The following is a 13,242-nucleotide window of genomic DNA, read 5'->3' on the forward strand; positions in this document are numbered from 1 at the left end:
AGGTTCCTAGCTAGTCAATATGGACTTAAAACGCTCTTGTAATCTGCATGCACATGAATGACGAACATCGGAAAGCCGTATGAGGGAAAACCTCACGTACGGTTTGATGAGGAGGGGCAGATTTCTCTGCCCTTTACTCTAGAACGCTTGCATAGTTTTCAACAATTCCGGTCAAATTAACAGCAATATACGTTAAGTGTCCTGAATTTTAGTATGATATCGTGTTAATGGAAACGCAAACAAGATTGTTCTTTTCGCTTTTCATGAAGGGGGGTGTCCTCTTGATTATTCATACTCCCACCAATCTTGCTCTCCGGCAGCTTGGGATTTATGTCAGGGCGGACGCGGACGACTGGCAGTACAGCTGGCCGGTTCACACCCATGAAGGGGTCGAAATTTATTATTTCATACGCGGAAATGCAAACTACATCATTGGGGAAAATATTTACGATTTATCTCCCGGCGACATGCTTCTTTTTCACGGAAGCACGATCCATCGGGTCAATCCCTCCAAGGATGTGCCGTACATCCGCAGTTATGTGAATTTCACGCCGTCCTTCTTGCGAGAGCAGGTGTCCGGCGATATGTTCGGGAAGCTGATGTCCTTGTTCGAATCGCCGAACGGGATGTTAATTCACTGGACGCCGGAGGAGCGCGAGGAAATGGAGACGTATTTCCGGTCGATCCATCGCGAGAATGAACGGGAATCATTCGGTTACGAGCTGATACTCAAGACGTTTCTAATTCAACTGCTGGTGGCTGTATATCGAAAGTCCAAACGCTTGCACGAAATTGCTCCCGCGCAGCAGCAATCGAACAGTCAGGCGAACGTTCGCCGTATTTTACAATATATCAATCAGCATTATACGGAAAACTTTTCGCTGATGGAGCTGTCCAAGGAGCTTCACCTGAGCAAATATTATATTTGCCACTGCTTCAAAGAAGTAACCGGATACACGATCAATAACTATTTGACGAGCAAACGCATCGAGGAAGCGAAGAAGATGCTGGTTACGACGGACGAGCCGGTCGGACTCATCTCCGAGAGGCTGGGGTTCAATACGGCGGTGCATTTCAGCCGCTCATTCAAAAAGTACGCCGGGATGTCGCCGCAGCAGTACCGCAAGCACGGTGTCGGACCGTAACGCTTACTTGCAGCTACGAAACTTACGAAAAGGGGCAGAGAAAATGAAAAAAGCTACGAAAATCGTCTCCATCGCGATGGTGCTCGTGTTGATGGCGCTCATGTCGATCGCTTGCGCGAAGAAGGAACCGGGCACAGGCGCGGCGGGCGGCCAAAAAAATGTAACGCTGGATTTCGTCTGGTTCTCGGACGGAAATGAAGGCGATATCATGAAGGGCATTATTAAAGAATACGAAGCGAAAAACGCGAACGTGAAAGTCAATATGATCGAAGTGCCTTACAAAGATTTGTCCACCAAGCTGAAGACGATGATCTCTGGCGGCAAGCCGCCGGCACTGGCCCGGATCAGCACAACGGAGCTTGGCGCGTTTGCGAACCAAGCGGTAGACCTCGGCGCAAGCAACGGCGGCGTGGAGACGTATACGGCGCAATTTATCGATTCTCTGAAGCCGTATTACGTGGTCAACAACAAAGCGATTGCCGCTCCGATGGACGTTACGGCCAACGGGCTCCTGTACAACAAAACGCTGTTCGACAAAGCGGGCGTGAAAGTGCCGACATCGCCTGACGCAGTATGGACGTGGGACGAGTTCTCCGCGGCAATGAAGCAGGTCATGGAAAAAGGCGGAGCCAAATACGGGCTCGTATGGGATTTGACGCCGCATCGCTGGTCGACGCTGCTGTATCAGTTGGGCGGCAGAATGATCAGTCCGGACGGAACGAAAGCGGCGATCAACAACGAAGCGGGCGTGCAGGCGGCCGAATATTTCAAAAAGCTGCATAACGACGGCATTATCCCGGTATCCGTATGGCTCGGCGGGGAAAACCCGAACAATCTGTTCCGTACAGGGACGGTGGCAGCGCACTTCGCAGGAAACTGGATGATCAGCAACTATAAAGACATTACGAACTTCGAGTGGGGCGTAACGTACATGCCGAAAGGCAAAGTGCGCTCTTCGGTACCAGGCGGAAAATTCGCCATGGCGTTCCAAAAAACCGGCGTTGAAAAAGAAGCGACCGACTTCATCAATTACATTACAACCAAAGAAGTGAACTCGAAATACAACAAGGAAGCATTGTTCTTAAGCCCGCGCAAAGACAGCGCGAAGCTCGACTACGCGTTCGGCAAAGAAATGATGGAAGTGTTCTCGAACGAGCTGAACAATACGGTCCCTGCCGCAGCCGAAGACTGGTCCAAGCAGACGATCGTGCCGAAATTCAGCAATGATTTGAAGACGACGCTGATGGAAGTCATTGCGGGTAAAACGACCGCGAAAGACGGTATGGATAAAGTCGCCAAAGTGATCGACAAAGCGATCGCCGACGAGAAGAAATAACTTGATTCCAAGGGCGCTGCCGGGGTGAACCGGCAGCGGCCGGTTTTTCACCGACATTTGCTGCCGGAAAGGAGAGTACCTGATGTCTGCGCAAGCTCCAGCATCCAAGGCGATAAAGAAGCGGCGGGACCATAAGATGGGCGCCATTCCTTACTTTTTTGTTTTGCCCAACTTTTTGATCTTCTCCATTTTCATTGTCGTCCCGACCATTATCGGTTTTGTTTATTCGTTTCATGAGTACGACGGGCTCAACCCGATGGAGTTTATCGGCTTTGACAACTACAAAGAAATCGTAACGAACGGAGAGTTTTGGACCGCGCTCGGGAAAACGGCGCTGTACGCGCTGGTCGTCGTACCGTCGATTTATTGCTTGTCTCTCGCCGTAGCGATGATGCTCATTCAGCAAATCCGGGCCAAGGGACTGTTCCGCGCCGTCTTTTATTGGCCGACCATGATTTCCTACATCATCGTAGGTTTGACGTGGAAATGGATTTTTGGCGATTTCGGGGTGTTGAACTATGTGATGACGCTCATCGGCGTTGAGCCGGTTCATTTTTTATCGGATTCCTTGTTTGCCAACGTTTCGGTCATTATTGCTACCGTATGGTCGCGTCTCGGCTTTTTCATGGTTATTTTCATGGCGGGCCTGCAGGCGATCCCAACCGACTTTTACGAAGCGGCGAGATTGGACGGCGCTTCTAAGCCGCGCGTATTCTGGAATATTACGCTGCCGCTGCTTAAGCCGACAACGGTGCTTGTCGTCATGCTGTCGCTGATCGACGCATTCAAGGCTTACCCGCTGCTGTTCGCCCTGACGGGCGGCGGACCGGGCAAAGAGACGACGTATATCGTGCAGTACATTTACGAAACCGGCTTTGTGAAGCAAGAGCTCGGCATGGCCAGCGCGATGTCCATCCTGCTGTTTATTCTGATCTCGCTGTTCACGGTCGCGCAGTTCAAATTATCGAAGGGAGGCGACAATTAACATGGAATTGAAATCTTCCGCGAAAGTCACCTTGTATATTGTATTAATCGTCATGGCGGCGTTATGGTTATTTCCTGTTCTTTGGATCGTCATCTCTTCGTTCAAGACGAACAACGACTTGTACAGCTTCCCGCCGCGGTTTTGGCCGCAGCCGATTACCTTTGAGCACTTTACCGATGCCTTTGCCAAAGGCAACTTCGGCCGCTATTTCATGAACAGCGCCATCGTGACGATCAGCTCGACGATTTTGCTGCTCGTCATTAACTCGATGGCCGGGTTCGCGCTCGCCAAATATCGATTCAAGGGCGATATGCTGCTGCTGGTCGGCTTCATCTCCACCTTGATGATTCCGCTTGAAGTCATTATGATCCCGATCTTTAAGGTGCTCAGCACCTTGGGCATGTATAACACGTTGTGGGCGCTGATCATTCCGCCGGCGGCGACGCCGACAGGGGTCTTCCTGATCCGGCAATATTTGCTCACCGTACCGGACGAGCTGCTCGAAGCGGCCCGGATGGACGGGGCGTCGGAATGGCGCATTTATTCGCAGCTGATCCTGCCGATGTGCAAACCGATCCTGGCGGTGCTCGCCATCTTCTCGTTCATGTGGCGTTGGGACGACTTCCTGTGGCCGCTGATCGGGATTAGCGATCCGTCTCTGTATACGATTCAGCTGGCGCTGTCCAACTTTATCGGGGAATACAATGTGGACTGGGGCAGTCTGCTGGCGATGTCCGTCATTACGATGATTCCGGTGCTTGTCGTGTTTCTCGTATTCCAGCGGCAGTTCGTCAGCGGCATGGTGACGTCCGGAATGAAATAATGGAATGAACCTGTTCCCTTCAATTACAGTGACCCGGATTTGTCTCTGTCGCTGAAGGGATTTTTCATAACAAACGGTTCATCCGAGTCACCAATGGATCTTCGCCGAAAAGGCGAGAGCCTGTCTACGTAAGGGAGTTTTGCGGAATGAAATCATTTATTCTTTCCATAGATCAAGGAACGACCAGTTCGCGGGCGATCCTGTTTAACCGCGACAGCGAAATCGTATTTGCGGCGCAGCGAGAATTTACGCAGCATTACCCGCAGCCGGGCTGGGTGGAGCATGATGCGGAAGAAATATGGCAGTCGGTTCAGGCGGTGGTCGCCTCCGCTCTGGAAGGAGCGGGCGTCCGCCCGGACCAGATCGCGGCGATCGGGATCACGAACCAGCGCGAAACGACGGTCGTCTGGGACAAGCAGACCGGCAAGCCGGTATATCGCGCAATCGTATGGCAATCCCGGCAAACTGCACCGATCTGCGAGCGATTGAAGGAGCAGGGCTGGCAGAAGAGCATCCAGGAGAAGACCGGCCTGCTCATCGATCCGTATTTCTCGGCGACGAAGATCGCGTGGATGCTGGACGAAGTGCCGGGAGTCCGGGAGCGGGCGGAGCACGGCGAGCTGCTGCTCGGCACGATCGACACGTGGCTGATCTGGAAGCTGACCGGCGGCCGCGTCCATGTGACGGACTACTCTAACGCTTCCCGCACGATGCTGTTCGATATTCGCCGGCTGCAATGGGACGAGCAGCTTCTCGAGCTTCTGCGCATTCCGGAATCGATGCTGCCGCAAGTCCGCCCGTCATCCTGCGTGTACGGCATGACGGACCGGGCGCTGTTCGGCGAAGAGATCGCCATCGCCGGAGCGGCGGGCGATCAGCAGGCGGCGCTGTTCGGGCAGGCGTGCTTCGAGAAGGGGATGGCCAAGAACACGTACGGCACCGGCTGCTTCATGCTGATGAACACCGGAGATCAGGCGGTGAGCTCGAAGCACGGCCTGCTCACGACGATCGCCTGGGGCGTCGGCGACCGGGTGGAATACGCGCTGGAGGGCAGTATCTTCGTCGCGGGCTCGGCCGTCCAGTGGCTGCGCGACGGCCTCCGCATGATTGAGCATGCGGCAGAGAGCGAAGCGCTGGCCGCCGGCGTCGAGTCGACCGACGGCGTGTATGTCGTGCCGGCGCTCGTCGGGCTGGGCACGCCGTACTGGGACAGCGAAGTGCGAGGCGCCGTATTCGGCCTCACCCGCGGCACGACGAAGGAGCACTTCATCCGGGCGACGCTGGAGGCGCTCGCCTACCAGACGAAGGACGTGCTCGCGGTGATGGAAGAGGACGCGGGCATTGCTTTGAACGGGCTGCGCGTGGACGGTGGCGCGGTCCGCAATAGCTTCCTGATGCAGTTCCAGAGCGACATGCTGGATGTGCCCGTCGACCGCCCGGTAATCAACGAGACGACCGCACTGGGCGCAGCTTACCTCGCCGGTCTGGCCGTCGGCTATTGGGCCGATCAGAACGATATTGCGGCGCAGTGGAAAGTCGACCGGACGTTCGTTCCGCAAATGGACGACGCCAAGCGGCGTACCTTGTACGACGGATGGAAAAAAGCCGTGCATGCGGCACGCGCTTTTAAATAAACGGATTGGAATCATGGAGGGACATCATGGAAGTGAGCAGCAAGTTACTGCAAGCGGAACAACATAGCCATTATTTGGACTTGACTACTGATGCGGCCAAATATCGCATCTATCTAATGAACGACCACATCGTGCGCATCCGGTGCACGTTCGACGAGCAGTTCGACGACGAAGCGTCGTACGCGCTCGCGATGACCGCGTGGGATGACAAGATGGACGGCATGATCGAAGATCGCCGCCGCGTAGAGGCGCTGCCGGCGCAGGTTGAGGACTTGGGACATAGCTTGCTGCTGCGTACGGCCCAGCTGCGCATTATCGTGCACAAGCAGCCGTTCGCCATTGGTATTACCGACCTGCAGGGCCGCGTGCTGCACGAAGACTTGAAGGAGCGGCCGCATGTCAAAGACAACCATGGGCGGCTGTATCATTATTCATGCTTGAACGATGCGGATCATTATTACGGCTTCGGCGAGAAGAGCGGCTACCTGAACAAAAAGAAGAGAAGGCTGCGGATGCACAACGTCGATACGATCGGCTATGATTCGGAGCATACCGACCCGTTGTACAAGCATATTCCGTTCTACATTAAATTCAACGGTGAGACGCAGGCCGCTACAGGGCTGTTTTACCATAACTCGCATGATTCGGTGTTCGACATGGGCTGCGAACGAAGCGGTTACTGGAACAAGTACAGTTATTTTTGCGCGGACGGCGGAGAGCTCGATCTCTTCTTCATGTACGGGCCGGACATCAAGGATGTCATTCGCCATTACACCGATCTAACCGGCAAAACGATCATGCCGACCCGCTATTCGCTCGGCTATATGGGCTCCACGATGTACTACACGGAGCTGGACCGCGATGCGGACAAGGCGATCTTGAACTTCGTGGACAAATGCAAGGCGGAAGGGATCCCGTGCGACGGATTCTTCATGTCCTCCGGCTACACGACGGGCGAGGACGGCAAGCGGTACGTGTTCAACTGGAATCACGACCGGTTCCCCGACCCGCGGGCGTTCATCGCTCAAATGCGGGAGAAGGGCGTCGCGCTCGCGCCCAACATTAAACCGGGCATGCTGCTTACGCATCCGCTGTATGCCAAGTTCGACAAAGCCGATGCCTACGTCAAGGACGCCGCGGGGGACAAGTCGGAGACCGACCGCTACTGGGGCGGGCAGGCTTCCTTCGTCGACTTCACAAGCCCTGCGGGGCGGCAGCTGTGGAAAGAGCATTTGAAATCATCGTTCATCGAACTCGGCGTTACCTCAATCTGGAACGACAACAACGAGTATGAAATCAACAATCCCGATGCGCTGTGCGCGTTTGAAGGCGAGAAGAAAGAAATCAGCGCTGTGCGGCCGATCATGCCGAACCTGATGGCGCAAATGGCGAAGGAAGCGATCGCCGAAGCGGCCCCGAACACGAGACCGTATATCGTCAACCGCGCCGGATTTGCCGGCATTCAGCGGTATGCGCAAACGTGGGCGGGCGACAACAACACGAGCTGGCACAGCTTGAAGTTCAATGTGCCGGTTATGCTCGGCATGGGCTTGTCCGGCGTGGCGAACCAGGGCTGTGACATCGGCGGCTTCTTCGGCCCGGCGCCGGAACCGGAGCTGTTCGTGCGCTGGGTGCAGAACGGTATTTTCCAGCCGCGGTTCTCCATCCATTCGTGCAATACCGATAATACCGTCACCGAGCCGTGGATGTACCCTTCTTATACGAAGTACATTCGCGAGGCGATCCGGCTTCGCTATCAGCTGGTGCCGTACTTCTACTCCTTGCTGCATGAAGCTTCCGTGGAAGGCTCGCCGGTGATGCGGCCGATGGTGTACGAGTTCCAGAACGACCCGCGCACGTGGGAAGAGAGCTTCGACTTCATGCTCGGCGGCTCGATTCTCGTCGCCAACGTGCTGGAGCAAGGCGCGAAGACGAGGAGCGTATATTTGCCGCAGGGCAGCGAATGGATCAACTGGTACACGCGGGAGCGGCATGCCGGAGGCCAAACGATCGAGCTGGACGTGTCGCTCGATTCGATTCCGATGTTCCTTCGCTCAGGGGCGATCGTTCCGCTCGCGCCAGGCTTGCAGAACATCCAGAACGATCGGGTAGAGGAGCTGCGCTTGCTGATCGAACCGTCGGAGAACGCGAGCTTCGTGCTGTATGAGGACGACGGCGTAACGAACAATTACAAGACCGGCGATTATTTGAAAACGACGATCCAGGTCGAGTCCGGTCGGGAAACGACCCTTTCGTTCCGGCGTGAGGGGACGTATGCGAGCAGCGTTCAATCGGTCGTCATCGAGCTGCTGTGCAAGGAGATTGCCCCTGTACAGGTCATGCTGCAGGGCCGGAAGCTTCCGATGTTTCTCGATCCGCAGGTGTGGGCGGCGGCAGAGGAAGGCTGGTACTACGATCTGGAGCTGAGAACGGCGAAGATCAAGTATGGCAGCGGCGTCGAGGCGGATGACAAGGTTGGCGTCCGCTTCGACGTGAAAGATTTGATCTCCATTTAATCGCGGCGGAGAGAAGGAAACGGCTTGCAGGCCGGCCTTTGCTCCGAATGCAGAAGCGGCGAGGCACCCTTTGAGGTGCCTTTTGCCATTTACGGGGGACATGCGAACCCATCATCTGTCAGATGGGCTCGGAGGCAATTTTTTGTATAATACGTATAGACAGGTCATAAGATGAGAAGGTGAATCGGTTGACAACCTTGTTGATCTTGATGCTGGAGCGCGTCGGTATTCTTCTGATCGTCGTTTTTTTGCTCTCGCGCATGAGGTCTTTCCGCAAGATCATTGATAACGAGCACGGCATGAAGGAAAGATTGCTGCTCATCGCCGTATTCGGGACGTTCGGCATCCTTAGCAACTATACCGGAATCGAGATCCGGGGCGGGGAAGTCTCCACGCAAGTATGGCAGACGGACGTGGCGTTCGACAGTGCGCTGGCCAATACGCGCGTGCTTGGCGTAGTGCTTGGCGGCTTGCTCGGCGGTCCGCTGGTCGGTCTGGGAGCCGGACTGATTGCCGGCGCGCATCGGATGGCGCTGGGTGGATTCACGGCTGCCGCCTGCGGCGTCTCCACGCTGCTTGCCGGGATCGTCGCCGGTCTGATCGGCAAACGATTTCAAGTTAACGACAAACATACGCCGTGGCGCGCCGTTGCGATCGGCATCGTCATGGAATGCACCCAGATGGGAATTATTGTGCTGGCCGCCCGCCCTTATGAAGCTGCGCTTACGCTGGTCAAGGTGATCGCCGTGCCGATGATATTGATCAACGGCTTCGGCACGCTGCTCTTCATGCTGATCGTTCAGTCGATTTTGCAGGAAGAAGAACGCACGCGCGCCCTGCAGACGCACAAGGCGCTGTATATTGCCGACCAGACGCTGCCCTTCTTCCGGCAAGGGCTGAACGCGCATTCGTGCCGGGAAGTCGCGGCGATTATATTGAAATGGACGAATGCGGCCGCCATCTCCATCACGAATCGGCATCAAGTGCTGGCGCACGTGGGTGCCGGAGCCGATCACCATATGCCGATGCAGCGCCTCGCTACCCAGCTGACGAAAAACGTGCTGGAGCAAGGGCGCCTATTGAAGGCGCGATCGCGGGACGAGATTCAATGCGCTCACGAAAGCTGCGCTTTGCAGGCGGCCATTGTGCTCCCGCTGCAGGTTCACGGCAAGACGGTTGGTACGCTGAAGCTGTATTTTACGAATCCGGGCCAGATGGATCAGGTAGAGCAGGAGCTCGCCGAAGGGCTGGGCAAGCTGTTCTCGACCCAACTGGAGCTGGCCGAGGCGGAGCTGCAGAGCAAGCTGCTGAAGGATGCCGAGATCAAGGCTTTGCAGGCGCAGGTTCATCCGCACTTCTTGTTTAACGCGATCAATACGATTTCCGTCCTGTGCCGTACCGATTCGGAAAAAGCGAGGGAGCTGCTGCTCCAGCTGAGCGTGTTTTTCCGCAGCAACCTTCAGGGCGCGCGTCAGATGCTCATTCCGCTGCATAAGGAGCTGGAGCATGTGGAGGCTTACGTTAGTCTGGTACAAGCCCGCTTTCCCGATAAGTACGAGATTCGGATGGACATCGAGCCTTCGACCGAGAAGGTGCTCATCCCGCCGTTTACGCTGCAGCCGCTAGTGGAGAATGCAGTTCGCCATGCATTCTCGAAGCCGAAGGACAAACGCATCGGACAAGTCACCGTCCGGGCGTTCAAGCAGGACGATCAAATGGTTCTGGTCACTGAGGACAACGGCAGCGGGATCGATCGCGGGCTGCTGGACCTCGTCGGCAAGCAAACCGTCGATTCGGCGGAAGGGACCGGAACGGCGCTGTACAATATTCGCAAGCGAATCGAGGAAATATACGGAGAGGCAGCCTGTTTTCAGGTGGAAAGCGAACGCGGCGCAGGCACCAAGATCGTGATCAGGCTGCCGCTACATCACAACCAATGGGGAGATCAGCATGTTGAAGGCTTATATCGTGGATGATGAACCGCTCGCCAGAGACGAGCTGGCTTATTTGCTTCGAAGAACCAAACGCGTAGAAGTGGTCGGGGAAGCCGAGAGCATGGACGAAGCGTTGGACCACATTCAAAAGCTGGAGCCGGATGTCGTGTTCCTGGACATTCAGCTTGCGGAGGACAGCGGGCTGGATGTGGCGCGCAAGCTGGCGGATGCCAGGCACCGGCCGGAAATTGTCTTCGCTACGGCTTATGACGAGTACGCGCTGAAAGCATTCGAGCTGAACGCCGCGGACTATATTCTCAAGCCGTTCGACGAACGCCGCATTCAGCAAACGGTGGAGAAGATGCTCCGGCTGCAGCAGAGGCATGACGGCGCTGCGGCTTCTCCGGCTGTGCAGAAATCGGGCTTGCCGGAGAAAACCGATAAGCTGGCCGTGCTCGTGGAGGACCGGATTTTGCTTGTGAACATCAGCCGGATTGTATACATCAGCGCTGCGGAAGGGAAAACGGTCATTGTCACGGAGGATCAGCGCTATACCGTGAACGAGCCGCTCGTTCATTATGAGCAGAAGCTGCAGCATACGCCGATCGTACGCGTTCACCGGGCTTACCTCGTGAACCTGGACGGGATCGTGGAAATCCAGCCTTGGTTTCATTCCACGTATAATCTCGTCATGAAGGACGGCTCCAGCGTCCCGGTCAGCCGGACCTATATGAAGGAGCTGAAGCAGTTGATCGGCTTCTAGCCAGCGCCCGCTGTCTTGCGGCGATTGCATTTCAAGCCTTTGTTTTTGCGGTTCATTCCCTCGCCTGCGCGTTTTGTCCTGAAAACGATAGGAAGGCCTTTTCATTTAGTATGATGAGTTGGTACAAGGATGAACCAAGGGAGGCTGCATAAAATGAATGCGATTACAATCGTCATCGGTTCCATATGCATTCTGATGATTGCCTATCGATTATATGGTACGTTTATGGCGGTCAAGGTGCTGAAGTTAAACGATGCCCAGCCGACGCCGGCGCATACGCTAAACGACGGGAAGGATTACGTTCCGACCAACAAGTGGGTAACGTTCGGCCATCACTTTGCGGCGATTGCCGCGGCCGGTCCGCTGGTCGGCCCGATTCTGGCCGCCCAATTCGGCTATCTTCCCGGACTGCTCTGGCTGCTGATCGGAGCCGTCATCGGCGGTGCGGTGCATGATGCGGTCGTTCTGTTCGCGTCGATGCGCAAAAACGGCAAGTCGCTGTCCGAGGTGGCCAAGGAGGAGCTTGGTCCGGTCGCCGGCTTCTGTACCGGTCTGGCGATGCTGTTCATCATTACGATCACGATGGCCGGGTTGTCCATGGTCGTTCTGCACGCCCTGGAGAATAACCCGTGGGGGACGTTTGCGGTCGGCATTACGATACCGATTGCGATGGGCGTCGGCCTGTTCTATAAGAAAACCGGCAATTTGAAGCTGGCTTCGACGGTCGGATTCATTCTGCTCATGATCGGCGTCTTCATCGGCCCGTCGATTCAAAGCACGGTGCTGGGCGACTGGCTGACGCTGGATACGAAGACGTTATCCTTGATCCTGCCTGTATACGCTTTCTTCGCGGCGGCGCTCCCGGTCTGGCTGCTGCTTGCGCCTCGCGACTACTTGAGCAGCTTTATGAAGATCGGCGTTTTTATCGCGCTCATCGTGGGAGTATTCATCATTAACCCCGACATCCCTTTCCCGGCGGTGACGGAGTTCGTCAAGGGCGGGGGGCCCATCCTGCCCGGTCCCGTATGGCCGTTCATCTCGATCACGATCGCCTGTGGCGCGATTTCCGGCTTCCATGCCTTTGTCGGGTCGGGCACGACGCCGAAAATGCTGAATCGCTGGACCGACATTAAAGTGGTCGGCTTCGGGGCGATGCTGGTCGAATGCGTCGTCGGGATCATGGCTCTGATCGCCGCGACAGCGCTGCAGCCGGCCGATTATTTTGCCATCAACTCGACGCCGCAGGCGTTCAAAGCATTAGGAATGAGCGTTGTCCATTTGCCGGAGCTCAGCCGGGAAATCGGCTTGAATCTGGAAGGCAGAACGGGCGGGGCGGTGACGCTGGCGGTCGGCATGACGTATATTTTCACCAAAATTCCGTGGTTCAGCGGCTTGGCCCCGTATTTCTTCCAGTTCGTCATTATGTTCGAAGCGGTATTCATCTTGACCGCTATCGATGCCGGTACCCGTACGGCTCGTTATTTGATCCAGGATTTCTTCGGTGAAGTATACAGGCCGCTGAAGCGGGTGGATTGGGTTCCGGGCACGATCTTTGCCAGTGCGCTGGCTTGTCTCATGTGGGGATACTTGCTCTATTCCGGCGATATCGGCTCGGTATGGGCGCTGTTCGGCGTATCGAATCAGCTGATGGCCTCCATCGGGCTCATTGTCGGCGCGACGGTCATCTTGAATATCGCCGACAAACGCCGCTATATGCTCACTTGTCTCGTGCCGCTGGCGTACCTGTTCACGACCGTGAATTACGCGGGATACTGGATGGTGAAGTACGTGTATCTCAATCCGGCGGCGTCGGGCTATAACGTGCTCAACGGGGTATTGTCGATCATTATGCTGATCTTGGGCGTGATCATTATGGTGGCGGCGATTAAGAAATGGATCGACCTGTTCAATGCGCCGCGCGTGAAGCTGAAGCCGTTCACCGTGTAAAAGGGATAGGTTGTAGCGGAGAGCGGTTCTGCATCGAATAGGGCGCCGGAGGAAGGCGGCAGAGGAAGACCCGGGAAGCTTGTTATAAGCTCCCCGGGTCTTTTTGCGCGTTTGGCCGCGCAACTAACAGGTTGCAGGCACCGAAGCAGGCCCAGCCCC

Annotated in this window: 9 protein-coding genes; all 9 read left to right on the top strand. The window is 55.9% G+C overall.

Annotated features, from left to right (window positions below):
- The first annotated feature begins 281 nt into the window (after nucleotides 1-281).
- The 9 genes from KXG62_RS23050 to cstA all read left to right on the top strand — a co-directional run bounded on the left by KXG62_RS23050 (nucleotide 282) and on the right by cstA (nucleotide 13,083).
- Entirely contained in the window at nucleotides 282-1,145 is an 864-nt protein-coding gene (locus KXG62_RS23050) for a helix-turn-helix domain-containing protein (RefSeq protein ID WP_218094373.1), read from the top strand.
- A gap of 43 nt (nucleotides 1,146-1,188) precedes the next feature.
- A complete protein-coding gene (locus KXG62_RS23055) occupies nucleotides 1,189-2,481 on the top strand; it encodes an ABC transporter substrate-binding protein (RefSeq protein WP_218094374.1) in 1,293 nt (430 codons plus the stop codon).
- Between the two features lie 82 nt (nucleotides 2,482-2,563).
- Nucleotides 2,564-3,466 (top strand): carbohydrate ABC transporter permease, encoded by a 903-nt coding sequence (locus KXG62_RS23060; protein WP_218094375.1) that lies wholly within the window; start codon nucleotides 2,564-2,566, stop codon nucleotides 3,464-3,466.
- Between the two features lies 1 nt (nucleotide 3,467).
- The gene (locus KXG62_RS23065) at nucleotides 3,468-4,289 is read left to right on the top strand and encodes a carbohydrate ABC transporter permease (protein ID WP_218094376.1); all 822 of its coding nucleotides are present in this window, start codon (nucleotides 3,468-3,470) and stop codon (nucleotides 4,287-4,289) included.
- 146 nt (nucleotides 4,290-4,435) lie between these two features.
- A complete protein-coding gene (gene glpK / locus KXG62_RS23070) occupies nucleotides 4,436-5,923 on the top strand; it encodes a glycerol kinase GlpK (protein ID WP_218094377.1) in 1,488 nt (495 codons plus the stop codon).
- A 26-nt stretch (nucleotides 5,924-5,949) separates the two neighbouring features.
- Complete coding sequence (locus tag KXG62_RS23075; RefSeq protein ID WP_218094378.1) at nucleotides 5,950-8,439, top strand: glycoside hydrolase family 31 protein; 2,490 nt, start codon at nucleotides 5,950-5,952, stop codon at nucleotides 8,437-8,439.
- A 188-nt stretch (nucleotides 8,440-8,627) separates the two neighbouring features.
- Nucleotides 8,628-10,415 (top strand): sensor histidine kinase, encoded by a 1,788-nt coding sequence (locus tag KXG62_RS23080; protein ID WP_218094379.1) that lies wholly within the window; start codon nucleotides 8,628-8,630, stop codon nucleotides 10,413-10,415.
- On the top strand, nucleotides 10,390-11,136 hold the full coding sequence (locus tag KXG62_RS23085) for a LytR/AlgR family response regulator transcription factor (protein WP_218094380.1): 747 nt from the start codon (nucleotides 10,390-10,392) through the stop codon (nucleotides 11,134-11,136). The genes KXG62_RS23080 and KXG62_RS23085 overlap by 26 nt, the downstream gene beginning before the upstream one ends.
- 153 nt (nucleotides 11,137-11,289) lie before the next feature.
- Nucleotides 11,290-13,083: a carbon starvation protein CstA gene (gene cstA, locus KXG62_RS23090; protein WP_218094381.1), complete on the top strand. Its 1,794-nt coding sequence runs from the start codon at nucleotides 11,290-11,292 to the stop codon at nucleotides 13,081-13,083.
- The last annotated feature ends 159 nt before the right edge of the window (nucleotides 13,084-13,242 follow it).

It is taken from the genome of Paenibacillus solanacearum (assembly GCF_910593845.1).
Lineage (GTDB): Bacteria > Bacillota > Bacilli > Paenibacillales > NBRC-103111 > Paenibacillus_G > Paenibacillus_G solanacearum.